This window comes from Paenarthrobacter sp. 10N417, assembly GCF_056394745.1.
Genome location: NZ_JBFTIL010000003.1, coordinates 47,381 through 70,916, shown reverse-complemented (window position 1 = coordinate 70,916; position 23,536 = coordinate 47,381). Strand labels below are relative to the sequence as shown.

Genomic DNA, 23,536 nt, shown 5'->3' with positions numbered 1-23,536 from the left:
GCCTCATACCTTGAAGTACTTGGCCTCCGGGTGGTGGAACACGAAAGCGTCAGTTGACTGCTCCGGGTGCAGCATCAGTTCATCGCTGAGGATCACGCCCATCCGTTCCGGTTTCAGCAGCTCCGTGACCTTGCGGCGATCCTCCATGTCCGGGCACGCCGGATATCCCAGCGAGAAGCGCGCACCGCGGTAGTCGAGCTTGAAGTATCCGGCTTTGTCCTTGGGCTCTTCGGCTGCGAAACCCAGCTCGGAACGGATCCGCGCATGCCAGAATTCAGCCAGCGCCTCGGTGAGCTGCATGACCAGGCCATTGAGCTCGTAGTAGTCGCGGTAGTGGTTTCCTGCGAACAGCTTGGAAGTCACTTCTTCGATCTTCGAGCCCGCGGTGACCAGCTGGATCGGCAGGACGTCGATCTGGCCCGATTCACGGGAACGAACGAAGTCGGCGAGGCACAAGTGCCGGTCCCGCCGCTGGCGTGGGAAGTCGAAGCGCAGGCGCTCGGTGCCGATTGGACCGCCTGAGCCGCCATCGGGGGCGAGCAGCCCGGGAGTGCCGAGGACGCCGTCGAGGTCCTCTCCATGGTGCAGCACCACCACCTGTTCGCCCTCGGCCACTACCGGGAAATAGCCGTAGGCGACCGATGCATCGAGCATGCCCTCCGCGAGGATCCGGTCCAGCCAATACCGCAGACGCGGGCGGCCTTCGAGTTCCACCAGTTCGTCGTAGGAGGCGCCGTCGTCGCCCCGCCCGGGCTTGAGCCCCCACTGGCCCATGAAAGTGGCGCGCTCATCGAGCAAAGCAGCGTAATCGTGCAACGCGACGCCGCGGACAATTCGCGTGCCCCAGAAGGGTGGGGCAGGCACAGGGTTTTCGGCGGTGACGTCGGACCGGCCGGGCATTGCCTCCGGTTCGGTGACCGTGAACTTCGGGCCACTCTTGTGGATCCGCTTCTTCAGTGGCGGGAGGCCGACCGCGTCCGGGTCAGCGCCGCGCGCCACCTGCACCAACGGTTCCATGAGAGCGAGGCCCTCAAAGGCGTCCTTGGCGTACCTGACGGTCCCTTCAAACTGCTCCGCCAGGTCCTGCTCCACGTAGGCACGCGTCAGGGCTGCACCGCCGAGGATGATGGGCCACTTTTTCGCCAGGCCCCGGGACTGGAGCTCGGCAAGGTTTTCCTTCATCACCACAGTGGACTTCACGAGCAGGCCAGACATGCCAATCACGTCGGCGTCATGCTCCTCGGCCGCGGCCATGATCTCGGCGATGCCCTGTTTGATGCCGATGTTGACCACTTTGTAGCCGTTGTTGGTAAGGATGATGTCCACGAGGTTCTTACCAATATCGTGCACGTCGCCGCGAACGGTCGCGATCACCATGGTGCCCTTGCCCGATGAATCCGACTTCTCCATGTGCGGCTCGAGTAGTGCGACCGCGTTCTTCATCACCTCAGCGGATTGCAGCACGAAGGGAAGCTGCATCTCACCGGCGCCGAAGCGTTCACCCACAACCTTCATGCCCTCCAGCAATTGGTCGTTGATGATGCCGAGCGGGGTCATGCCTTCGCTGCGTGCGAGGTCGAGGTCCTCTTCGAGGCCCTTGCCTTCGCCGTCGATGATGCGTCGCTGCAGACGTTCGCCGGTAGGCAGCGCCGCGAGTTCCGCGGCGCGCTGGTCCTTAAGCGCGGCGGTGTCGACGCCGGCGAAGAGGTCGAGCATGATCGCCAAGGGGTCATAGGTGACGTTGCCATCGGCGTCGTACTCGCGACGGTCCCAGACGAGGTCCAGGGCCACCTTGCGCTGTTCATCCGGCAGCGACGCGAGCGGGACGATCTTCGCGGCGTCGATGATGCCGCTGGTCAGGCCCGCCTGGACGGCCTCGTGCAGGAACACCGAGTTCAGCACCATGCGCGCGGCAGGGTTCAAGCCAAAGGACACGTTCGACACGCCGAGGGTGGTCTGGATGCCGGGGTACTTCGTCGAGATCTGGCGGATGGCTTCAATGGTTTCGATAGCGTCCCGGCGGGTTTCTTCCTGGCCGGTGGCTATGGGGAAGGTCAGGGCGTCCACGATGATGTCTTCAACGCGCATCCCCCATTCGCCCACCAGGGCGTCTACGAGGCGGGAGGCGATGGCCACCTTGCCTTCGGTGGTGCGGGCCTGGCCTTGTTCGTCGATAGTCAGGGCAATCACGGCCGTTCCGTGTTCCTTAACAAGCGGCATGATGCGCGCAAAGCGGCTGTCCGGGCCGTCGCCGTCCTCGTAGTTGACGGAGTTGACCACCGGACGTCCGCCGATGTGTTCGAGTCCAGCCTGCAGCACCGGGGGCTCAGTGGAGTCGATGACCAACGGCAGGGTGGAGGCCGACGCGAAACGCGAGACGATCTCCTTGATGTCGGCTACGCCGTCGCGCCCCACATAGTCGATGCAAACATCGAGCAAGTGCGCGCCCACCCGGACCTGCTCGCGGGCGATATCGACGCAGTCGTCCCAGCGCTCTTCCAACATCGCTTGACGGAACGCCTTGGAACCGTTGGCGTTGGTGCGCTCACCAATGGCCAGATAAGCCGACTCCTGGTCGAAGGGAACGTGATGGTAGAGGGACGCGACGCCGGCCTCCCGCTCGGTGGGGACCCGGCCGCCAGCGCTTTTCGCGCCGCCGGTGACGGTCCCGGCGTCGGGCGCGTTGCCGTTGGTACGGAAGGGCTCAAGACGTTCGACGACGGCGGCCATGTGCTGCGGCGTCGTACCGCAACAGCCGCCCACCAGACCCAAGCCGAATTCGCGCACGAACTGCTCGTGCGCAGTGGCGAGTTCCGTGGGGGAGAGCGGATAGTGCGCGCCGTTCGCGCCGAGAATCGGCAGCCCGGCGTTGGGCATGCAGGCGATTGCGACAGAGGACTGCTTGGAGAGGTGCCGCAGGTGCTCGCTCATCTCATCCGGCCCGGTGGCACAGTTCAGGCCGATGGCATCGACGCCGAGCGGCTCCAGGGCGGTGAGTGCAGCGCCGATTTCGGAACCCATCAACATGGTTCCGGTGGTTTCCACCGTCACCTCCACGAAGATGGGGAGGCGGACGCCGCGGGAGACAATCGCCTGCTTGCAGCCGTTCACGGCGGCTTTGGTCTGCAGGAGGTCCTGGCTCGTCTCGATGAGGAATGCGTCGGCTCCGCCGTCGATGAGCCCTTCGGCCTGCAGGGCAAAGGTCTTCTTGAGGTAGTCGTAGCTGGTGTGGCCGAGGCTGGGGAGCTTGGTGCCAGGCCCCATGGACCCCAGGACCCAGCGCATCCGACCGTCTTCGGCCTCTGCCGCTTCGGCGCGCTCGCGGGCGATTCTGGCCCCCTTGTTGGCCAGTTCCTCGATGCGATCATCGATGCCGTAGTCGGAGAGGTTGGACCAGTTCGCTCCGAAAGTATTCGTTTCGACGGCGTCGATTCCCACTGCGAAGTAGGCGTCATGGATGTCCGCGATAACGTCCGGACGTGTGTGGTTGAGGATCTCGTTGCAGCCCTCGAGGTTTTGGAAGTCGGCCTCAAGCGACAATTCCCTGTCCTGCAGCATGGTGCCCATCGCACCATCAGCAATGACGACGCGCTGGTTAACTGCGTCCAGAAGCGACTGGGAGCGAACGGGACGAGGAACGGAATCGATGTCGAGTGCAAAACGAGGCATATAAACAGAGTACGGGTGAGGCCGGACACAGTACGGAGTATTTCCGTGTACTACTTCCATATGTGGATAACCGTGGAGGGCTTCAAACCACCGTGGCTGGCTTCCTCTATCTCTAGGGACTAGCATGAGCCAAAACGAACAAAACGATAAATTCGCAGGAAACGGAAATGAGCACACCATGGCTATGAGTGCAGCGACCAAAGAAACCTTCCTCGCACCAGAGGCACCTCAAACGGGGAAGATCTACAACTTCATGGAGGCCCATGCTGAGAAGAATGGTTCTCAGCCTTCTCCTCACTTCTTCCTTTCCGGTGCGGATGCCGGTGATCAGGTTGAGATCCCTCACGAAATCTACGAAGTGCTCGTTAAGACCGTTGAGGCTATGCGTAAGGGCCTGGCAATTACGATCACACCCAGTTCGATGACTTTGACGACCCAGCAGGCGGCAGAGCTTTTGGGCGTGACCCGGCCTACAATCGTTCGACTCCTCGATGCTGGAAAGATTCCCTTCGAAAAGCCTGGAACTCACCGGCGTATCAAGCTTGAAGACGTACTGGCGTTCAAGGAAGTCCGAAAAGCCGAGCAGTACGAAGCTTTGGATTCCATGGGAGCGATTGACGATGAGGACCCGGAATCGGCGATCAACAGGATGAAGAAGGCTCGTGCTGTAGCGGCGGAGCGGCGCCGGCAGCACAAAGGGTGACACGATAGGGCCATGTTCACGGCCCTTCTTGACAGCTGCGTCCTTTGGCCGAGCACGCAACGCGATTTTCTGTTGTCTCTGGCATTCGAGGGGGCTTACCGCTTCATCTTCAGTGAGGCCATCCTGGCGGAGGTCGAAGCTAATGAGGAGATTAGGCGTCTCGAGCGGGGGGATAGCGAAGAAGAGGCACGGAAAAAGGCTGCACATCTGGTCGGGCGCATGCGTTTCAGCTTTGGAGACGCGATTGTCACGCAGTGGGAAGGGCTCGAGGGAACCTACAGCTTGCCTGATCCTGATGACGAGCATGTGCTGGCCGCCGCAGTTGTGGGCGGCGCCGGAAGTATCGTTACGGAGAATTTCCGCGATTTCCCTGAAGAAAATCTCCCCGGGGGAATCCAGATCGTGAGTGCCAAGGAGTTTGCCTTTGACACGGTATCCATGAGGCCTGACCTGGGTCTTCGCGCTGTTTGGACCATGTCTCTTCGGTCAGGGCGAAAGGGTACTGCATGTGCCCCGGAGGAGATTCTGGATACGTTGAACAAGCTGTACAGCATGGATGCTGCAACGGAACTCATCCGGGACCTCCTCTAGCGAAAGATGACGCGGGTCTCGTCGCAGGCTGCCATCCAAACCACCGTGGTTATCCACATGCTCCAAGGAACCCGTTGCCACCCGTGCGCCCTGATGGTTCGATGGGGTTCATGGCTACCGCAGAAAGTTATGTCCTAGCGATCGGGACCAAGAAGGGTTTGTGGCTGGCAACCAGCCCAGACCGCAAAGAATGGTCCCTCTCCGGCCCGCACTTCCTGATGAGCGAGATCCCCAGCATCGGGATAGACACCCGGGACGGCAAAACCAGAATCATGGTGGGGGTGCGTTCGGAGCACTGGGGACCCACCATTGCCCATTCCGATGACCTTGGCGCGACCTGGACCGAGCCCGAGCAGGGCGCCATCAAGTTCCCGGACGGCGCAGACGCTGCCTTGGAACGCATCTGGCAGATTTACCCCGACACCGAGTCCCGTCCTGGCGTAGTTTGGGCCGGGTGCGAACCGATTTCAGTGTGGAAATCCACCGACGGCGGCGAGCACTTTGAGCTGAACCGCGGACTGTGGGACCACCCCCACCGCAGTGAGTGGGGTGCAGGCTATGGTGGCGCGGCGGCCCACTCGATCGTGGTGGATCCCTCCGGCGAGAAGGTCCATGTCGCCATGAGCACGGGCGGCGTTTACAGATCGCTCGACGGCGGGACCTCCTGGGAGCCCCGCAACAAGGGAATCTCGGCCTACTTCATGCCCGATCCCAATCCCGAGTTCGGCCAGTGCGTTCACAAGATTGCTGCGGATGCCGCCGTCGAGGGCCGTTTGTACGCACAGAACCACCACGGTGTGTACCGCACGGACGATGACGGCGAGAACTGGAACTCCATCGCGGACGGGCTGCCCGCGGACTTTGGTTTCGTGATGCTGACCCATCCCCGGCGCGAGGGGACAGCCTGGGTTATCCCACTGAAGGCCGACGGCGAACGCATCCCGCCGGACGGCAAGCTCAGTGTCCACCGCACGGAGGATGCCGGTGGAACGTGGAGAGAGCTTCACACTGGTTTGCCGGACCATGAATACAACGCAGTCCTTCGGGATGCTGCCTCCGTGGACACGGCCGAACCGACTGGCGTGTACTTCGGAACCCGCGGCGGATCGGTGTATGCCAGCGCCGACGAGGGCGAGACCTTCACTGAAGTGGCCTCGCACTTGCCGGACGTGCTGTGCGTGCGTGCCGCCGTCGTGGTTGGAAACCGCAGCGGCGTGGAGCGGGAAGCATCAGCCAGCGCCCCGGTACCTGGTTAGGCCCGTTGTGGCTGACTTTACGGTGGTGTTGCCGGGTGTCCTGCAGCCTCTCGTCGGCGGACAGTCCTATCTGACTGCGTCCGCCGACGGGGCTGTGACCGTTGGACAGTTGCTGGACTCGGTAACCGGAGAATATCCGGTGCTGGCCAGGCGTTTGCGTGATGAAACCGGTGCCCTCCGCCGTTTCGTGAATATTTACGTGAACGGCGATGAGGTCCGGCGTCTGAAGGGTCTTGATACGGAAGTTGCGGCCGGCCAGGAGGTCTTGATAATCCAGTCCGTGGCCGGCGGCTAAGCGGGTGTTTGGGGTCAAGCCGGGGTTCAGGCGACGCGCCAAACACTGCATTCGTCGGTATTGATGGCTTTCCTCATCCCGGAGGCTTGGTCCATGATCCAGACGACGCCGATTCCCGGTGCGGTTTCCTGGACCCGTCCACGACGGATGACCACGTCATCGTAAGCGGGACCTACGGACATGCGGGCCTCGATCTCGTCTCCGCGGTGGAGCTGGCTGAGAGCGCGTATACGTGTTGTGTGAGTGGTGACTTCCTTCAGCATGGTGTCCTCCTGAACTGGAGCTGGTGCCTGCACTTGCCGGCTATTCCAGTGTGGCGGGGCATTGTTGCCGGAGTATTTCGGCGTGGTTAGGGTCCGGTTAGCATTCCGGGATGCTTGCGTTTCGGGTTAAGCCCGACGCCGGTACGCGCCTCCGGCGGCAGGACTCGCCGACGGTTGGCGCGCACGTCCAGAGACGCCTGCCGGCTCGGCTGTAGCCTGATCTCGGTTCTTGAGACTCACAGGGACCGCAGACTCCGTCCCCGGGAGATTCAATGGGTTTTTTGCGACGTGCGATCGCGGTGTCCACAGGCTTGGTGGTTTTCGCCACCGGCCTGTTTTTCGTCCAGGCCCCTGCTTCGGCAGTGCCGGAACCCACGCCCGATAATCCGAACGTACGGTTCTTCGAGGGGACACCGCATTCCGAGCACGTCTTCGAGACGCCACCCGGTCAGGCGCCATCCAGCAGTGGCGCGACCACCGACGTCGAATCCCTTCTCGGCGCGGGCGCAGCAGCAACCGGCCCCAATGGCGATATCCGGGTCCGTTTGGTGACGGCCAAACTGGCCGATAATACCAACCCAATCTCCATGTCAGGGGCCGAGCAGACGGTGGCGGCCACCAGCAGCTACTGGAAAGCCATGACGGACAACAAGCTGTCCATGACCGTGGACAGCAAGGTCTCCGGGTTCCAATCCAAAGCCAAGTCGACCGACAGCTACAGCACCATCATGTCCACCATCACCAGCGAGTTGAAGTGGACAGCCAGCCCGTACACGGCACTGGTGATCTTCATTCCGGCGTCCACGCTTTCCGGGAACGCCCTGGGCGTGGGCTACAGCAGTGGCAGCTACAGCGGGCGGGTGCTGATGCCGCAAATCAGCAACTTCTCCAACAACGTCATGAGCCATGAATTCGGGCACGTGATCGGACTGATGCACGCCGACGCGTTGCAGTGCAACAGCGGCGCGTCCGACGTCGGCGTGGACAGCACCGGGCGGTTCACGGACAGCTCCTGCTACATCCGCGAATACGGGGACACCACGGACCTCATGGGCGCGGCGCAGTACGCCCAGCCGGTGGTGAGCTCCAGCTTCTGGGACTACGCGGGGCTGGGCCGCGGCGACGAAATTCGGGATGTCGGGGTGGCCACAGGCGTCAAAAGCTACACGCTGAAGCCCTGGGGAGGCACCGAGGCGCAGAGGGCCATCAAGTTCACGGACCCCGTCAGCGGGGAAGCCTACTATTTGGAGCTGAGAGAGCCTGCGGGGTACGACAGTTATCTCGGGGAGCAGGGCAGGCCCGCTGGCAACAGGGGCGTCAAGATCGTCCAACGCGGCGGCGCCACGATCGCCTCATCGCTGATTCTCATGCCTTCCACCATCCCGTTCCAGGAACAGTACTACGCCAAGAACCACGCCTGGCAAGCCGGCAGCACCTTCACCACGTACACGGGCACGCAGGTCACCATCAACTCCGTCTCCACAACGTCGGCGACTGTCACCATCAACGCCGATCCCAAACTCAAGGCGCGCATGCGCTTCTCCGCAGGCGACTTTGACGGCGACAAACTGGCGGACGTCATCTCGCGCGAGGCCGACGGTTCCCTGCTGCTCTTCACTGGCCTCCCGGGAAACCGGCTGGATGATCCGGTGCAGATCGGCTCGGGCTGGGGCATTTTCAACGCCGTACTTGGAACGTCGGACTTCAATGGTGACGGCTTCGCGGACATCCTGGCCCGGACCAGCGAGGGCGCACTCTGGCTGTATCCGGGCAACGGCAAGGGCGGATTCCTGACCCGGAGCCAGATCGGTTTTGGGTGGCAGGGCTTTACCCAATTGGTTGCGGCGGGGGACTTCAACGCGGATGGCCGGAGTGACCTGATTGCTGCCGGCTCTGATGGCCGCCTGTGGTTGTATCCAGGCAATGGCACGGGTGGTTTCCTCGCCCAAACGCAGATCGGCCAGGGCTGGGATTCCTTCAACAGCCTGGCAGCGTCAGGTTCGTTCGGCGGCGGCGCTCCAGGTTTGCTGGCACGTGCCAGCGACGGCACCCTCTACGTCTACCCCGGGGATGGCAAGGGCGGCTTCCTGCCGCGCGCCGCCGTCGGAACCGGTTGGAACGGGGTAGGTGACATCGTCGGCGGCCGGGACTTCACGGGCGACAAGCGCGTGGACGTCCTGACGGCTGCAGCGGGCGGGGGTATGACCCTCTATCCAGGTGACGGCAGTGGCTTCGCGGATCGGCTTGCGATCGGGACCGGCTGGAACCAGTTCCTTCAGGTGTGGGAAGCAGGCGATTTCGACGGCGATGCTGCCGCCGACATCCTGGCGCGAGGCACCGACGGCGCGTTGTGGCTTTACCCGGGCAACGGATCCGGCAGTTTCCTTCCGCGTGTTCAAGTCGGGTGGGGCTGGGGCCAGTTCACGTCTGTGTTGAGTGCGGGAGATTTCGACGGCGATTCGCACCCCGATCTTGTAGCCCGGGCTTCCGATGGGACACTGTGGCTCTACCCGACCGATGGCACGGGACAGTTCCTTGCCCGAAAACAGATCGGCACCGGATGGCAGGGCTTCGAGCAGTTGCTGGCCCCGGGCGATTTCACGGGCGACGGAAAGCCGGACATCGTTGCCCAGTCCGGCGATGGCGTGCTGTGGGTCTACCCCGGCAACGGCTCCGGGGGCTTTCTTGCCCGCAAGCAGATCGGCACCGGGTGGGACATGTTCAACCTGGTCCTGCAGGCCGGTGACTTCAACGGCGATGGAAGGGAAGACCTGGTTGGCCGTTCCGGTGATGGCGGACTCTGGCTCTACCCGGGGAACGGCGCTGGTGGCTTCCTTGCACGCTCCTACCTTGGTTCAGGGTGGAACATGTTCTCCAGCATCGCGGCCCTCGGCAACGGGTTTACCGGTACTGGCGACCCCTCCGTGGTGGGAGTCGCTGGGGACGGAACGCTGCTGATGTACTCCGGGACGGGCACGGGGAAGTTCAAGCCGGTGGCGCTGAACCCGCGGTAGGTAGTTCTGTGTTGGACAGCGAAAAGCCCGGAATGTCATAGGACATTCCGGGCTTTTCCAGCGTCTGCGCCCTGCCAAGGTGGCAGCTGCGGCGACTTACTTGTGCAAGCCGAGTTCCGCCGTCGGGACCTTAGCTGACTCGCGTGCGGTCATGGCAGAGACCGCTGCGATCACGCAGATAACTGCGGTGAAGATGGAGATCTGGACCCAGCCGCCAGGCTTGGTGCCGCCGACGATGACCTCGAGCGCGAATGCCCGCAACGGAAGCCGCATCACCCAGCCGAGCTCGCGTGGCATGAAGTCGGATTTTGCCGAGTTGCAGGGCTCGCAGGCGCCCACCAGGTTGAGTGGGTGGTTGCTGCCGCCTCGGCTGAGCGGGCGAACGTGGTCGATCGTTGTGGAGGGATTCAGCCGGCACCACACACAGACAGCGTCGTCCTTGAGCACCTGAGCTCTCTTTGCGAAAGGCACGTTGTAGGGATGCTTGTCGGTGCCGGAGTACGGCCATTGAGCGAGATCCAGATGCCGGGGCGAGGTGAGTGTTTCGCCGGCTGGTAAGAAGCGAGCTGCTGCCAGCTGGAGCGCTCTCTCCTTACCGAGGATCTGGTTGATTGTCACCCGGTGGTTGAAGGCCTCAAGGCGAGCTCGTGAGGCGGCCACTCTTGCGAGATGAGCCTGCTTCGAGGGGTGCAGGTAGTTCGGTCCGGCTATGGGGAATGACACAGTTCGGTTCCGCTCCTCTCGTGGCTAGGTAGAAAGAGCCCCCAGAGCGCCATGTGAGGCGCTCCGGGGGCTCGAGTGTGGGTGTGGCTGAAGTGCTGCGTGGGTTGCAGACGCTTAGGGAATGTTCTCGATGGTGTAGCCGGCGAGGGCGTTTCCCTGTTCCTTCAGGTACGCGTTGTTCTCGGGGCAGAACTGCGACGTGGTCACGGCCATGAGATTGCCGATCATGTACCGCTGCCCCCGAAACTCGTCAGCCAGTTCATCGGAGAGATCTCCGAGTTCGCGTCGGGCTTCGAGACCCGTGCATGTCCTGAAGGCGAAGTCCATGGCCATGTAGTCGCGCATACCCATGTCACGCTTCATGAGGAAGGCGATGTACTCCTCAGCTTTGTCTGCATCAAAGCCGCGCAGATCCAGCGACTCTGTCGGCGTTGGAGTCGCGGTTTGGGAGGGCGCTGGCTCGGCGCTGGTTGCAGTGGATGTGGTCGTGTTGGACGGGGCGCCTGCGCAGCCGGTGAGCAGCGCCAGTGCACTGATCAGGAGGGTTGCAGTGGCAAGCGTGGCGCGGCCGCGGATGTTCTTGGTGGGGGTCATGTCATTCGTCGCCCTTCGGGCTGTCGTAGGTGGAGGGATCGCGGTATTCGATCCCGAAGAATTCGGCGATCTCGAAGAGGGCTTCGTGTTCGTCGTCGTTGCTGTCGCCTTCCAATGCCCGGCGGATCTTGGGCGCGAGCTGGTCTTGGAAGCTTTTGAGGATGGCGCTGGAGGGTTGGTCCTTCTCGGGGTTCCAGTGCTCGAGGTCACCGTCTGCGCCCTGCCAAGGTGGGAGCTGCGGCGACTTACTTGTGCAAGCCGAGTTCCGCCGTCGGGACCTTTGCTGACTCGCGTGCGGTCATGGCTGAGACCGCTGCGATCAGGCAGATGACTGCGGTGAAGATGGAGATCTGGACCCAGCCGCCAGGCTTGGTGCCACCGAGCGCGGTCACGATGGTCGGAGCAAAACCGGCCATGAGGAAGCCGAGCTGAGTGCCGATGGCGAGACCGGAGAAGCGGACCTTGGTGCTGAACATTTCACCGTAGAAGGACGGCCACACGGCGTTGGCGGCGGCATACCCAAAGGAGAAGAACACCACGGAGACCAGGAACATGAGCGGGACGACTCCCGATTCCAAAGTCAGCAGGAACACCGGAGTCATGATGGCGCTGGCGATGGCGCCGTAGATGAAGACTGGCTTGCGGCCGATCTTGTCCGCGAGCATGCCGAACAGTGGCTGGGTACCGAGGGCCACAATGTTGGCTACTACAACGAGCCACAAGGTGATGGTGCCGCTGACGTGGGCCACGTCCTGGGCGTACTTGATGGCCAGGGTTCCAAATACGGTACTCACGGCGGCGATGAAGGCGCAGCACACCACGCGGAGGACGTCGCGCCAGTGCAGCTTGAGGAGATCGGCAATGGGCAGCTTGGCGATCTGGTTGTTCTTCTTGGCCTCGGCGAATGCCGGCGGCTCGTGCAGGGTGCGTCGGATGAAGAACGCCACGATCACTACTACGGCACTGAGCCAGAACGGGATGCGCCAGCCAATGCCGTATTTGATCTCGTCCGGGAGCGCGAGTACTGGAATGAAGACGAGCGCTGCCAAAATCTGGCCGCCCTGGGTGCCGGTCAGGGTCCACGAGGTGAAGAACGAGCGGCGGTTGTCCGGAGCGTGCTCCAGCGTCATTGACGAGGCACCGGCCTGCTCACCGGCAGCCGAAAGACCTTGGGCAAGGCGGGCAAGTACCAGCAGGACGGGAGCCCACCAGCCAATGGTCTTGAAGTCCGGGAGGCAGCCGATCACGAAGGTCGCGGCACCCATCAGGACCAGTGTGAACATGAGGACCTTCTGCCGGCCGATCCTGTCGCCGAAGTGGCCCAGGATGACAGCGCCCACAGGGCGGGCAACGTAGGCGAAGCCGAACGTTGCGAAGGACATGATCGATGCGTTGGTGTCCGCGTCCGGGAAGAACACGTGCGGGAAAATCAGGGCTGCGGCGGAGCCGAAGATGAAGAAGTCGTAGTACTCCACTGCGCTTCCCAGGAAGCTGGCGAGTGCCGCCTTCTTGGGTGTTCCTGCTGGGGTAACTGTGCCTGGCGTCGCTGACGGCATTGTGTGGCTCATGGGTGTTCCTTCTGTGACGACGATGTCGCGGGTCTGGCTTCTGCGGGAAGACCAGAGCGAGGTGCGGCCGGATCAATCCCAAAGTAACCACATGGTGAGAGCTACTTGTGCAATACAGCAATAGTGGCCGTGACTGGGGTCACTTGTCAAGACTTGTCCCCACTATCTAGAAATAGCTCTCACTATGTGAGAGCATCTAAGCATGAGTGTGAAAGAGGACACAAAGACCGACATGGTCGGCAAGGCCCTGGGCCTGTTGGTATTGCTGGGAAATGAGCCCAAGGGCGCTAGTGCCGCGGATCTGGCCAGGAGTGCGGGACTTCCGTTCAGCACCACCTACCGCCTGCTCGGCTCGCTGACGCGCGATGGATTCGTGGACTACGAGCCGGACGGCCGTCGATATCACCTGGGATTGCGGGTTTTCCAGCTGGGCCAGCGGGTGTCGAACCACCATGGCTTCGCAGCAACCGCCCTTCCCGTACTCCAGCGCGTCACCGAGAAGACCGAGGAAGCAACCATCCTCTCCGTGCGCGATGGCAACCATCATCTGACAGTCAATAAGGTGGACGGCCCCAAGACCTTCCGTGTCACCAGCGATCCCGGTCATTTGGGCGCGCTGCACACGACGTCCGTGGGTAAGGCGATTGTCGCTTTTGAGAACGACGCCGAACGCGAACGACTGCTCGAAGAGTTGCCTTTGGAGCCTCTCACTGAGCGCTCCATTACCGACCGGGCCGCATTCCGGGCGGAGATTGAGCAGGTGCGCCGGCAGGGCTATGCGGTGATGGATGAAGAAAACGAGATCGGCATGCGTGCCGTCGCGGTGCCGGTCCTCAATTCCCAAGGCCACGCCTTTGCATCTCTCGCCACGGCCGTGCCAGTTTTTCGTCTCACCATGGACGAACTCATCGCCCACGTACCCACGTTGCAGGAGGCCGCGGCTGAACTCGCCGCCCGCCTGCCCCAGCGCTAACCCAACTAGGTCGCAGTTAAGCGCGCTTAGAAGGTCCCAAACGCGCACTAGTGCTACTTGGTTGGGTGAGGTTGGCGGAAATGTTCGCGATAAGAACAAGCGTGCGGAATATGAACACTTGTAGTAATCTCAATAGCACCCGGCCTGGCGACGCCCGAAAAGCGCCAACAGCCCGGGGTGCTGAAGTCAAAGGAGCTTTAGGATGAGCAATCGAGCCGAGTCCGTTCTGGTGGGCCTCATAGGCGAAGGCGTCATGCCCTCGCTCACGCCGCCCATGCACGAACGCGAAGCCGACGTGCAGGGCCTTCGCTTGCTGTACCGTCCCATCGACCTGCTGGATCTGGCCTTGCCGGCCACCGCCGTCGGGGATCTCCTCACCGCCGCCCAGCGTATGGGCTTCAACGGCCTGAACATCACGCACCCGTGCAAGCAGCTGGTGCTGGAGCATCTTGACGAAATTTCCGACGACGCCCACAGGCTGGGTGCTGTCAATACAGTCCTGATCCAGGATGGTCGGTTCATCGGCCACAACACTGACTTCTCCGGCTTCGGCTCGGCGCTCGCCGACGGCCTGCCCGGGGCGAAGCGCGACCACGTTGTCCAGCTGGGTGCTGGCGGTGCCGGGTCCGCCGTCGCCTACGCGTTGCTCAAGGCCGGGGTCGGCGTGCTGGACCTCGTGGACATGGATGCAGCCCGCGCAGCCGATCGTGCCACGGAACTCGGCGAACTCTTTCCGGCGGCAACCGTCACGCCACGCACTCCTGCACAACTAAACGAGATCATGCCGCTCGCCGACGGCCTGGTGCACTGCACCCCTATCGGTATGGCCGCACATCCAGGACTGCCCTTGGACGTCGACCTCCTGGAACCGCGCCATTGGGTTGCCGACATCGTCTACCGACCGATCGAGACACGGCTGGTCCGCGAGGCGCGCGCCAAGGGTTGCGACGTCCTCGACGGTGGCAGGATGGCGGTCGGTCAGGCGGCCGACGCTTTCCAGCTCTTCACCGGACGCGATGCCGATCGCGACCGCATGCGGGCACACTTCCTGGAGCTGATCGCCGTGGAAGATGCCGCAATCGAAATGTCCGGGACAGCACTGGCGAAGGCAGCTCACTGATGCGCACCGGTATCGCCACTGTCTGCCTGTCTGGCACCCTGAAAGAGAAGATGCAGGCCTGCGCAATAGCGGGCTTTGACGGCATCGAAATCTTCGAGCAGGACCTCGTCACCTCGCCGCTCAGCCCCGAGGATGTGCGGAAAATGGCTGCCGATCTCGGCCTGGGTCTGGACCTCTACCAACCCTTCCGCGACTTCGACGGCGTCACTCCGGACCTGCTCAAGGCCAACCTTAGGCGGGCCGAGGCAAAGTTTAACGTGATGGAACGCCTGGGCATGGACACCATCCTGGTCTGCTCCAACGTGGCGACGGCAACAATCGACGACGACGAACTTCGCGCCTCCCAACTGGCAGAACTTGCTGAACTCGCGGGGGACCACGGCGTCAAAGTTGCCTACGAAGCGCTGGCCTGGGGCAAGTACGTCAACGATTACGAGCACGCGTATCGCTTGGTCGAGATGGTTGACCACCCCAACCTCGGCACGTGCCTGGACTCCTTCCACATCCTCTCCCGCGACTGGGACACTGCGCCGATCGAGAAGATCACCGCGGAGAAGATCTTCTTCGTCCAGGTGGCCGACGCCCCTAAACTCTCCATGGACGTCCTCTCCTGGAGCCGCCACTACCGCGTGTTCCCTGGCGAGGGTCAGTTCGAGCTTGCAAAGTTCATGGGCCACGTGGTCCGCGCCGGCTATACAGGTCCGGTTTCGCTGGAAGTTTTCAACGATGTCTTCCGCCAGTCCGATGTCGAGCGGACAGCCGTGGACGCCATGCGTTCCCTGATCTGGCTCGAGGAGCAGAGCGCCAAGTGGCTGGAAAGCACCTCCGCGGACTCCGCAACCGGCAACGGAAGCGCCTCCCGGCGTCGTTATCCCATGGAACTGGCCACGTTGCCCAAGGTGAACGAACCCGCTGGCTTCAACTTCGCCGAGGTCAAGGCTGACGACACCGCCCAGCTGGAGAAGCTCCTGGGCCAGCTCGGGTTCGAGTTCGAGGGCCGGCACCGCACCAAGGACGTCCAGCTCTGGACCATGGGCCAAGCGCGCGTGATCATCAACGAGCAAGCTGCACAGCACGCCGAACCGGCTATCGCCGCATTGGGGTTCGACGTCGACTCTCCAGTGATTGCCTCCGCTCGCGCCCAACAACTCAAGGCGCCAGTCGTGGCACGCAAAGTCCAAGCCGATGAGGAAGTGTTCCAAGGCATCTCTGCCCCGGACTCCACCGAAATCTTCCTGTGCCAGGGCAGCCCGGACGGGACCGCCGCGTGGACGCACGAGTTTGGCGAGGGGCTGGAACACGTTTCCGGTGCGCAAAATGCCGTGATTGACCACGTAAATCTGGCCCAGCCGTGGCAGCACTTCGACGAAGCCGTCCTGTTCTACACCAGCGCCCTGGCCCTTGAACCGCAGCCGTTCGCCGAAGTCCCGAGCCCCAGCGGCCTCGTGCGCTCGCAGGTCATGGAGACCTCGGACGGCTCAGTCAGGCTGGTTCTGAACCTGGCACCGGCACAGCAGGCGCAAACTGCCCGCAAAACGTACCAGGAACACATCGCGTTCGCCGTGAACGACCTCGTGGGGGCAGCCCGGTCGGCCCGCGGTCGTGGCCTCGAGTTCCTGCAGATCCCCGCCAACTATTACGAAGACTTGGACGCGCGGTTCGATCTTGAACCGGAATTCCGGGCCACCCTCAAGGAGCTCAATCTCCTGTACGACCGCGACGCCAACGGAGAATTCCTCCACTTCTACACCGCCACGGTTGGGAGCGTGTTCTTCGAAATGGTGGAACGCCGGGGCAACTACGACGGCTACGGAGCGCCCAACGCGCCGGTGCGCCACGCCGTCCAATACGACTCGCTGCACCGCATCTAGACCCGTAACGAAGCCATCAACCGAAAGGAGCCGACTGTGCCACAAGAACAGACAGCACAAGTCAACTCTGCACAAGCGCTCGAATCCGAGGAACTCGTGCCGCCTGCTGAGCCACACGCAGCGCATGATTCCAAGAAGGTGGAAACCCAAGCGGATCTCAGTGCTGAGATGAAGGGCATTGCGGATCGCTATGCGGAGGCGCTGAAGAACGGCAAGGCGCCGGAGACCATGCCACGGCTGGACTACGCTCCGTACCGCAGCAGCATCCTGCGCCACCCGACCAAGAGCCTGCACCACGCGGACCCGGAGACGATCGAGCTCTACTCGCCCGCGTTCGGCCACCAGGACGTGCACGCGCTGGAATCCGACCTGACCATCCAGCACAACGGTGAGCCGCAGGGTGAACGCATCATTGTCGCAGGCCGTGTTCTTGATGGCGACGGCCGGCCGGTCGCGGGCCAACTCGTGGAGATCTGGCAGGCCAACGCAGCCGGCCGCTACATTCACAAGCGCGACCAGCACCCCGCACCGCTGGACCCGAACTTCACCGGCGTCGGGCGTTGCATCACCGGTGATGACGGCTCGTACAGTTTCACCACCATCAAGCCCGGCGCGTACCCATGGAAAAACCACCTGAACGCGTGGCGCCCGGCCCACATCCACTTCTCTATGTTCGGCGCGGAGTTCACGCAGCGCATCGTCACCCAGATGTACTTTCCGGGCGATCAGCTCTTCCCGCTGGACCCCATCTACCAGTCCATCGTGGACCAGGACGCCCGCGACCGCCTGGTGGCTGAGTACGACCACGAGCTGACGAGCCCCGAATGGGCCCTTGGCTACAAGTGGGACATCATCCTGACCGGCTCCAAGCGGACCTGGACAGAGAACGAAGCATTCGGCGACGCCGGGGACGAGGAGTAAGCACATGAGCAAGCTGACACCCACACCGGGCCAGACCGTCGGACCCTTCTACGGTTACGCCCTCCCGTTTAACAAGGACAACGAACTCCTCGCCCCGGGCAGCCCGGGAAGCATCCGCCTCCAAGGCACGGTCTACGACGGCGCCGGCAACACCATCCCGGACGCCATCCTTGAAATTTGGCAGCCGGACTCCGAGGGCAACATCGTCCAGCGCACCGGCTCCCTGGTCCGCGATGGCTACACCTTCACCGGCTGGGGCCGCGGCTCCGTGGGCAACTCCGGCGTTTACACGTTCACTACCGTCAACCCCGGACCCACCTCGCCGGGTTCGGCCCCGTTCATCTCCGTGGCGGTCTTTGCCCGCGGCCTCATGAACCGCCTTTTCACCCGCGTGTATCTTCCGGACAATGAGGAAGCGCTGGCCAACGATCCGCTCCTTAGCTCCCTGGATCCCGAGCGTCGCAAGACCCTGATCGCCCGTCGCGACCCCGATGGCGGCCTCACCTGGGACATCCGACTGCAGGGCGGCGACGAAACTGTATTCCTGGATTTCCAGCAGGACGGTTCGCTGGAAACCAGCGTCAACGCGGACTCACAGCCATGACCGACGGCGACTTCGGCCTCCTTAGCCCGGTTTCGGCGTCGCCCGCTGTTGCGGCGCTGACGGGCGATCGTGCCGTGATCGCGGCGATCCTCGACGTCGAAGCCGCCTGGGCTGTCGTCCTCGAGGAGGCGGGGCTCGTCCCCGCCGGTTCCGCCGCCGTGGTGGGCGAGGCCGCCGATGCCGGCTCTTACGACGTCGTTTCTGTGGCCGAACGTAGCAAGGGCGGGGGCAACCCTGTGATTCCCTTGCTCGGCGACCTCCGGGCACGAGTGAAGTCCGTGGACTCGGGTGCGGCTTCCGCTGTCCACACCTCCCTCACCAGCCAGGACGTCCTCGACTCCGCCCTCATGCTGCTCGCCAGCCGCACCATTTCTTCACTGCTCGCTGACGTGAAACGCACGACGACGGCGCTCGCCACCTTGGCGGAACAGCATGCGGAGACCCTTTGCGTGGGCAGAAGCCTGACGCAGCACGCGCTGCCGTACACGTTCGGGCTCAAGGCTGCGCAATGGTTCCACGGCGTTGCGGCTGCGGCTGCCCGCTTGGAATCCCTTGAGCTGCCGGTGCAGTTTGGTGGGGCCGGTGGAACGCTGGCGTCTGCGACCAAACTGACCGCTGCTTCCGAGTCCACGCCCTTTGATCTGGCCGATTCTTTGGCCTCAAAGCTTGGCCTCGCGACGTCTCCTGCTCCCTGGCACACCAACCGCCTCGCCGTCACGGCCCTCGGCGACGCTCTTGCTGCCCTCGTCGATTCCTTCGGCAAGATCGCTGCTGACCTGTTGTTCCTGAGCCGTCCGGAAGTTGCCGAGCTTGGTGAACCATTGGCTGCCGGACGCGGGGTTTCCTCGGCCATGCCACAGAAGCAGAACCCTGTGCTGTCCGTACTCATCCGCAGTGCGGCGCTGCAGGCACCCGGCCTTGCGTCGCAGCTGCACCTCGCGGCGGCCACCTTCAACGACGAGCGCCCGGACGGTGCCTGGCACAGCGAATGGCCGGCCCTGCGTCAGCTGCTCGCCTTGGCTATGGGTGCTGCCGGACACCTCCGCGAACTCACGGAAGGCCTTCGTGTCTTCCCGGAAGCGATGCGCCGGAACCTTGAGCTCTCGGGACCGCTGCTGCTCAGCGAAGGCGTTGCTGCCGCCGTCGTGCCTCTCCTGGGTCCGGACCGAAAACAAAGGCTGCAGAACGTCGTCGATGAAACGCTCAAAGCGCCCGCCGCCGAGCAGACGCGGATCTACACCAAGTTGCTCCGCGAAACCGTGCCCACGGACAAGCTTTCTGACGCGGAGCTTAAGGCATTGCTTGACCCCGCAAGCTACCTCGGAGAAGCCGCCGAAATCGCGCGCCGGATCCTGGCCGCCTACCCGGACTATGCAAGGGCTGCCGCCTCCGACTCACCGACAACGAAGGGAGCCACCCGTGGCTAAGCCAACCGTCAAGGCCGTTCTGCTGTCCCCAGAGCGTGAACTAGGAGCGAAGCCGCTCCTTGTGGTCGGCCCATCGTTGGGCACCTCCACCGTGCTCTGGACCGAAACGGCAGCGCTGCTTGGCGAAGAGTACGACGTCATCGGCTGGGATCTCCCCGGCCACGGCATCTCGCCGGCCGCCTCCGAAGGTTTCGATATCGCGGAACTGGCGGACGCCGTCGTCGATCTCGTGGACTTTGTGAGTCCGGGCGCGAAGTTCCACTACGCAGGCGTCTCGCTGGGCGGCGCCATCGGCCTGCAACTCGGCATCAAGCATGGCGACCGCCTCCGCAGCCTGTCCGTGCAGTGCAGCGGCGCCAAGATCGGCACGCCTGAAGGCTGGCTGGAGCGCGCCGAAACCGTGCGCCAACTGGGGACGCCGGTGATGATCCAAGGCTCCGCCGAGCGCTGGTTCGGTCCCGGCTTTATGGACCGCCAGCCGGAAATCAGCAGCCGCCTCCTGCACTCACTCCGCGACGCCGACCGCTTCAGCTACTCGTTCTGCTGTGAAGCCCTCGCCGCATTCGACGTCCGCGAGCAGCTCGGCAGCATCACCGTTCCCACCCAGGCGATTGCCGGCGTCGAGGACTCTGTGGCGCCGCCATCGCTGGCCGAAGCTGTTGTTTCCGGTATCACCGCAGGCGGCGGTACCGCTCAGGCCGTGGCGCTCGACGGCGTCGCGCACCTGGCGCCAGCGGAGGCGCCTGCAGTTGTGGCCGAGTTGATGCGGACCTTTATGAAGGAGAACGGACGATGACCTCTTCATCTCCCGAGCGGAATGGTGCTGTTCAGCCGGGCGCCACCGCGCAGGACATTTACGACGCCGGCATGGCGGTACGTCGCGAAGTGCTCGGCAATGAGCACGTGGACCGCGCGAACGGCAACATGGACACCTTCACCGAGGACTATCAGGACATGATCACCAGGATCGCGTGGGGTGGCATCTGGACGCGGCCCGGTCTTACCCGGCAAATGCGCTCCGCCGTCACCCTCACGGCACTGGTGGCGCACGGTCATTGGGAGGAGCTCGCGATGCACATCCGGGCGGCCCTCAACAACGGCCTGAGCAGGGACGAGATCAAGGAAATCCTGCTGCAGACCGCAATCTATTGCAGTGTTCCCTCGGCCAACTCGGCCTTCAAGACGGCGCAGAAAGTATTCGCCGAGATCGACACCAACGAACCCAACTAGGGGACAGCACATGTCCCATTGAAGGCTCACAGCGACGTTTACTGTCCCCTAGTTGGGCAGAGAGAAACAAAGGAAAACCCATGAACCAGGCTTACGTGTACGACGCCGTACGCACACCCTTTGGCAAGTTCGGCTCCGGACTTGCTGCTGTCCGTCCCGATGACCTTGCTGCCCACGTGGTCCGTGAGTCCGTTCGCAGGGCTCCGGGACTGGATGTTGAACGGATCGACGAAGTGGTGTTTGGAAACGCCAACGGTGCCGGCGAGGAAAACCGCAACGTGGCCCGGATGGCGACCTTGCTGGCAGGATTGCCCGTGTCGATTCCCGGGACAACGGTCAACCGTCTCTGTGGTTCGTCGTTGGATGCGGCGATTATTGCGTCCCGCCAGATCAATGCCGGCGACGCCGAACTCATCCTCGTGGGCGGGGCAGAGTCCATGTCCCGTGCGCCGTGGGTCCTGCCGAAGACCTCCAAGCCCTACCCGGCCGGTGATATGACGCTCGCGTCCACCACGCTCGGCTGGCGCCTGGTGAACCCGGCCATGAACAAGGACTGGACCATCTCACTGGGCGAAGCCACCGAACGGCTGCGCGAGAAGTACGGGATCACCCGGGAGCGTCAGGACCAGTTCGCTGCAGACTCGCACAACCGCGCCGATGCCGCGTGGAACGAAGGCTTCTACGACAACCTTGTTTCGCAGGTTCCGGGCACTGACTTGGTCCGTGACGAGGGCATCCGAGCCGGTTCATCCGCGGAGAAGCTTGCTGGTTTGAAGACCGTTTTCCGTCCCGAGGCTGACGGGCCCGACGGCGGTACGGTCACCGCCGGGAACGCCTCGCCTTTGAATGATGGTGCTTCGGCTGCGTGGATCGGTTCGGAAGCAGCTTCCTCGATCCTCGGCATCGAGCCGCTGGCCCGTATCGCCGGCCGTGGTGCTCATGGCAACGATCCCCAGTTCTTCGGGTTCGCTCCAGTGGAGGCGGCGAACAAGGCCCTCGCGAAGGCGGGTATCGGCTGGGACCAGGTTGGCGCCGTCGAACTTAACGAAGCGTTCGCCGCGCAATCGCTGGCCTGCGTTGACGCGTGGGGGATCGACCCCTCGATCGTGAACCAGCATGGCGGGGCTATTGCGATGGGCCACCCACTGGGTGCCTCCGGCACCCGCCTCCTCGGCACGCTTGCCCGTTCCCTGCAGGCTTCCGGACGGCGCTGGGGAGTGGCGGCGATCTGCATCGGGGTGGGGCAGGGCTTGGCTGTGGTGCTGGAAAACGTTTCTGCCGGAGTGAAGGGCTAAGGGTCATGTTGAATTTCATTGACACTGTTGGCGAAGCTGTCGCCGGCATCAAGGACGGTTCCACCGTGATGATCGGCGGGTTCGGCAATGCCGGGCAGCCGTTCGAATTGATCGACGCCCTGATGGACTGCGGCGCGAAGGACCTCACCGTGGTGAACAACAACGCCGGCCAGGGCGATCAGGGGCTCGCGTTGCTGATCAAGGAAGGCCGGGTCCGCAAAATGATCTGTTCGTTCCCGCGGCAGTCTGATTCCTGGCACTTCGATGCCAAGTTCCATGCGGGTGAGATCGAGCTGGAACTGGTTCCGCAGGGCAACCTGGCTGAGCGTATCCGTGCCGCGGGCGCTGGGATTGGTGGGTTCTTCACGCCCACTGGCTATGGCACTACCCTTGCTGAGGGCAAGGAAACGCGCTTGCTGGATGGAAAGTGGCAGGTGTTCGAAACGCCCATCCACGCCGACATCGCCCTCATCAAGGCACTCAAGGCGGACGGCAAGGGCAACCTCGTGTACCGAAAAACTGCCCGGAACTTCGGCCCCATCATGGCGGCCGCTGCCAAGCACACCATTGTGCAGGTCTCCGAGATCGTGCCCACCGGTTCCTTGGATCCGGAGAACGTGGTGACGCCGGGGATTTACGTCAACAGTGTGGTCCGGGTTGGTTCTGCAGAATTCGATGGGAAGGTGGCTTGATGATGAGCACTGCGACAAGTATCCAGACGTCCGAGAAGCCCCTGGGCCGCGACGAACTCGCCCAGTTGGTGGCACGAGACATCGCACCGGGTTCCTTCGTGAACCTGGGCATCGGCCAGCCCACTCTCGTGTCCAACTACCTCACCGAGGAACAGAACATCACGCTCCACACGGAGAACGGGATGTTGGGGATGGGCCCTGCGGCTGAGGGCGACGAGATCGATGGTGACTTGATCAATGCCGGCAAGATCCCCGTCACCGAGCTGCCCGGAGCGTCATACTTCCACCACGCCGACTCCTTCGCGATCATGCGCGGTGGTCACTTGGACATCTGTGTCCTCGGCGCCTTCCAGGTTTCCGCAACGGGCGATCTCGCCAACTGGCACACCGGCGCCCCCGACGCCATCCCCGCCGTGGGTGGTGCCATGGACCTCGCAACGGGCGCCAAGGATGTGTTCGTGATGATGACGTTGTTGACGCGCGAGGGCGTGTCCAAACTGGTGGAGCAGTGCACCTACCCGCTCACCGGCGTCGGCTGCGTGACCCGCGTGTACACGGACAAGGCCGTCTTCCTCACAGGACCCGACGGCGTCACTGTCCGCGAGACGTTCGGCTGCACCTTCGAGGAAATCCAGGAGCTCGTTCCCCTTCCCCTGAAGCCCGGCGCCTAACACTCCTCACGTTGTGGGGCCCGCTCTGGGGATGCGGAGTGGGCCCCGCAACGCAC

General features: G+C 63.1%; 20 protein-coding genes and 2 pseudogenes. 16 read left to right on the top strand and 6 right to left on the bottom strand.

The genetic code is table 11. From position 1 onward, the window contains the following. Positions 1-3: 3 nt before the first annotated feature. Positions 4-3,669 carry a methionine synthase gene (metH, locus tag AC1DCM_RS04670; RefSeq protein WP_477517474.1) on the bottom strand — a complete coding sequence of 1,222 codons (3,666 nt, stop codon included), beginning with the start codon at positions 3,667-3,669 and terminating at the stop codon, positions 4-6. Positions 3,670-3,793: 124 nt separating this feature from the next. Between metH and AC1DCM_RS04665 the strand changes: the two genes are divergently transcribed. The 4 genes from AC1DCM_RS04665 (at position 3,794) to AC1DCM_RS04650 (ending at position 6,514) form a co-directional block, all read left to right on the top strand. Beyond that, on the top strand, positions 3,794-4,372 hold the full coding sequence (locus tag AC1DCM_RS04665; protein WP_477517473.1) for a helix-turn-helix domain-containing protein: 579 nt from the start codon (positions 3,794-3,796) through the stop codon (positions 4,370-4,372). 12 nt (positions 4,373-4,384) lie between these two features. Further along, complete coding sequence (locus AC1DCM_RS04660; protein ID WP_477517472.1) at positions 4,385-4,963, top strand: PIN domain-containing protein; 579 nt, start codon at positions 4,385-4,387, stop codon at positions 4,961-4,963. A gap of 101 nt (positions 4,964-5,064) precedes the next feature. Next, on the top strand, positions 5,065-6,219 hold the full coding sequence (locus AC1DCM_RS04655) for a WD40/YVTN/BNR-like repeat-containing protein (RefSeq protein WP_477517625.1): 1,155 nt from the start codon (positions 5,065-5,067) through the stop codon (positions 6,217-6,219). A gap of 7 nt (positions 6,220-6,226) precedes the next feature. Continuing rightward, positions 6,227-6,514, top strand: coding sequence for a MoaD/ThiS family protein (locus AC1DCM_RS04650; RefSeq protein WP_216924633.1), 288 nt, complete (start codon positions 6,227-6,229; stop codon positions 6,512-6,514). A gap of 26 nt (positions 6,515-6,540) precedes the next feature. On the opposite strand, the gene AC1DCM_RS04645 is transcribed toward AC1DCM_RS04650, so the two are convergent. After that, positions 6,541-6,777 (bottom strand): hypothetical protein, encoded by a 237-nt coding sequence (locus AC1DCM_RS04645; RefSeq protein WP_442017259.1) that lies wholly within the window; start codon positions 6,775-6,777, stop codon positions 6,541-6,543. A 272-nt stretch (positions 6,778-7,049) separates the two neighbouring features. On the opposite strand from AC1DCM_RS04645, the gene AC1DCM_RS04640 reads away from it, so the two are divergent. Next, complete coding sequence (locus AC1DCM_RS04640; RefSeq protein ID WP_477517471.1) at positions 7,050-9,791, top strand: FG-GAP repeat domain-containing protein; 2,742 nt, start codon at positions 7,050-7,052, stop codon at positions 9,789-9,791. Between the two features lie 96 nt (positions 9,792-9,887). Here AC1DCM_RS04640 and AC1DCM_RS04635 read toward each other — a convergent pair. From AC1DCM_RS04635 to AC1DCM_RS04620, 4 genes and pseudogenes are all read right to left on the bottom strand, one after another. Further along, positions 9,888-10,022 (bottom strand): annotated as a pseudogene (locus tag AC1DCM_RS04635) (MFS transporter); the annotation flags it as partial. Positions 10,023-10,085: 63 nt separating this feature from the next. Then, positions 10,086-10,214 (bottom strand): annotated as a pseudogene (locus AC1DCM_RS04630) (HNH endonuclease); the annotation flags it as partial. Between the two features lie 414 nt (positions 10,215-10,628). After that, positions 10,629-11,108: a hypothetical protein gene (locus AC1DCM_RS04625; protein ID WP_477517470.1), complete on the bottom strand. Its 480-nt coding sequence runs from the start codon at positions 11,106-11,108 to the stop codon at positions 10,629-10,631. A gap of 245 nt (positions 11,109-11,353) precedes the next feature. After that, the gene (locus AC1DCM_RS04620; RefSeq protein ID WP_477517469.1) at positions 11,354-12,676 is read right to left on the bottom strand and encodes an MFS transporter; all 1,323 of its coding nucleotides are present in this window, start codon (positions 12,674-12,676) and stop codon (positions 11,354-11,356) included. 202 nt (positions 12,677-12,878) lie between these two features. On the opposite strand from AC1DCM_RS04620, the gene AC1DCM_RS04615 reads away from it, so the two are divergent. The 11 genes from AC1DCM_RS04615 (at position 12,879) to AC1DCM_RS04565 (ending at position 23,480) form a co-directional block, all read left to right on the top strand. Next, on the top strand, positions 12,879-13,649 hold the full coding sequence (locus tag AC1DCM_RS04615; protein WP_431117236.1) for an IclR family transcriptional regulator: 771 nt from the start codon (positions 12,879-12,881) through the stop codon (positions 13,647-13,649). Between the two features lie 202 nt (positions 13,650-13,851). Further along, positions 13,852-14,769, top strand: a complete 918-nt coding sequence (locus AC1DCM_RS04610) for a shikimate dehydrogenase (RefSeq protein WP_477517468.1) — start codon at positions 13,852-13,854, stop codon at positions 14,767-14,769. Continuing rightward, positions 14,769-16,640 (top strand): bifunctional sugar phosphate isomerase/epimerase/4-hydroxyphenylpyruvate dioxygenase family protein, encoded by a 1,872-nt coding sequence (locus AC1DCM_RS04605; protein WP_477517467.1) that lies wholly within the window; start codon positions 14,769-14,771, stop codon positions 16,638-16,640. The genes AC1DCM_RS04610 and AC1DCM_RS04605 overlap by 1 nt, the downstream gene beginning before the upstream one ends. A 36-nt stretch (positions 16,641-16,676) precedes the next feature. Then, complete coding sequence (gene pcaH / locus AC1DCM_RS04600; protein ID WP_477517466.1) at positions 16,677-17,561, top strand: protocatechuate 3,4-dioxygenase subunit beta; 885 nt, start codon at positions 16,677-16,679, stop codon at positions 17,559-17,561. A gap of 4 nt (positions 17,562-17,565) precedes the next feature. Beyond that, positions 17,566-18,165, top strand: a complete 600-nt coding sequence (gene pcaG / locus AC1DCM_RS04595; protein ID WP_477517465.1) for a protocatechuate 3,4-dioxygenase subunit alpha — start codon at positions 17,566-17,568, stop codon at positions 18,163-18,165. Beyond that, positions 18,162-19,592 (top strand): class-II fumarase/aspartase family protein, encoded by a 1,431-nt coding sequence (locus AC1DCM_RS04590; protein WP_477517464.1) that lies wholly within the window; start codon positions 18,162-18,164, stop codon positions 19,590-19,592. Before pcaG ends, AC1DCM_RS04590 begins: the two co-directional genes overlap by 4 nt. Continuing rightward, entirely contained in the window at positions 19,585-20,388 is an 804-nt protein-coding gene (locus AC1DCM_RS04585) for an alpha/beta fold hydrolase (protein WP_477517463.1), read from the top strand. The genes AC1DCM_RS04590 and AC1DCM_RS04585 overlap by 8 nt, the downstream gene beginning before the upstream one ends. Then, entirely contained in the window at positions 20,385-20,822 is a 438-nt protein-coding gene (gene pcaC / locus AC1DCM_RS04580; RefSeq protein ID WP_477517462.1) for a 4-carboxymuconolactone decarboxylase, read from the top strand. Before AC1DCM_RS04585 ends, pcaC begins: the two co-directional genes overlap by 4 nt. A gap of 80 nt (positions 20,823-20,902) precedes the next feature. Beyond that, entirely contained in the window at positions 20,903-22,117 is a 1,215-nt protein-coding gene (locus AC1DCM_RS04575) for a thiolase family protein (RefSeq protein ID WP_477517461.1), read from the top strand. Positions 22,118-22,122: 5 nt separating this feature from the next. Continuing rightward, positions 22,123-22,809 (top strand): 3-oxoacid CoA-transferase subunit A, encoded by a 687-nt coding sequence (locus tag AC1DCM_RS04570; RefSeq protein ID WP_477517460.1) that lies wholly within the window; start codon positions 22,123-22,125, stop codon positions 22,807-22,809. Between the two features lie 2 nt (positions 22,810-22,811). After that, a complete protein-coding gene (locus AC1DCM_RS04565; RefSeq protein ID WP_477517624.1) occupies positions 22,812-23,480 on the top strand; it encodes a 3-oxoacid CoA-transferase subunit B in 669 nt (222 codons plus the stop codon). Positions 23,481-23,536 lie beyond the last annotated feature (56 nt).

What these genes read in the sequence shown, in the direction of transcription:
- AC1DCM_RS04570 (WP_477517460.1), top strand. Translation starts at nt 22,123, where the DNA reads ATGTTGAATTTCATTGACACTGTTGGCGAAGCTGTCGCCGGCATCAAG.
- AC1DCM_RS04605 (WP_477517467.1), top strand. Translation starts at nt 14,769, where the DNA reads ATGCGCACCGGTATCGCCACTGTCTGCCTGTCTGGCACCCTGAAAGAG.
- AC1DCM_RS04610 (WP_477517468.1), top strand. Translation starts at nt 13,852, where the DNA reads ATGAGCAATCGAGCCGAGTCCGTTCTGGTGGGCCTCATAGGCGAAGGC.
- AC1DCM_RS04655 (WP_477517625.1), top strand. Translation starts at nt 5,065, where the DNA reads ATGGGGTTCATGGCTACCGCAGAAAGTTATGTCCTAGCGATCGGGACC.
- pcaC (WP_477517462.1), top strand. Translation starts at nt 20,385, where the DNA reads ATGACCTCTTCATCTCCCGAGCGGAATGGTGCTGTTCAGCCGGGCGCC.
- AC1DCM_RS04665 (WP_477517473.1), top strand. Translation starts at nt 3,794, where the DNA reads ATGAGCCAAAACGAACAAAACGATAAATTCGCAGGAAACGGAAATGAG.
- AC1DCM_RS04625 (WP_477517470.1), bottom strand. Translation starts at nt 11,108, where the DNA reads ATGACCCCCACCAAGAACATCCGCGGCCGCGCCACGCTTGCCACTGCA.
- AC1DCM_RS04575 (WP_477517461.1), top strand. Translation starts at nt 20,903, where the DNA reads ATGAACCAGGCTTACGTGTACGACGCCGTACGCACACCCTTTGGCAAG.
- AC1DCM_RS04645 (WP_442017259.1), bottom strand. Translation starts at nt 6,777, where the DNA reads ATGCTGAAGGAAGTCACCACTCACACAACACGTATACGCGCTCTCAGC.
- AC1DCM_RS04640 (WP_477517471.1), top strand. Translation starts at nt 7,050, where the DNA reads ATGGGTTTTTTGCGACGTGCGATCGCGGTGTCCACAGGCTTGGTGGTT.
- AC1DCM_RS04620 (WP_477517469.1), bottom strand. Translation starts at nt 12,676, where the DNA reads ATGAGCCACACAATGCCGTCAGCGACGCCAGGCACAGTTACCCCAGCA.
- AC1DCM_RS04615 (WP_431117236.1), top strand. Translation starts at nt 12,879, where the DNA reads ATGAGTGTGAAAGAGGACACAAAGACCGACATGGTCGGCAAGGCCCTG.
- AC1DCM_RS04590 (WP_477517464.1), top strand. Translation starts at nt 18,162, where the DNA reads ATGACCGACGGCGACTTCGGCCTCCTTAGCCCGGTTTCGGCGTCGCCC.
- AC1DCM_RS04565 (WP_477517624.1), top strand. Translation starts at nt 22,812, where the DNA reads ATGAGCACTGCGACAAGTATCCAGACGTCCGAGAAGCCCCTGGGCCGC.
- pcaG (WP_477517465.1), top strand. Translation starts at nt 17,566, where the DNA reads ATGAGCAAGCTGACACCCACACCGGGCCAGACCGTCGGACCCTTCTAC.
- AC1DCM_RS04660 (WP_477517472.1), top strand. Translation starts at nt 4,385, where the DNA reads ATGTTCACGGCCCTTCTTGACAGCTGCGTCCTTTGGCCGAGCACGCAA.
- metH (WP_477517474.1), bottom strand. Translation starts at nt 3,669, where the DNA reads ATGCCTCGTTTTGCACTCGACATCGATTCCGTTCCTCGTCCCGTTCGC.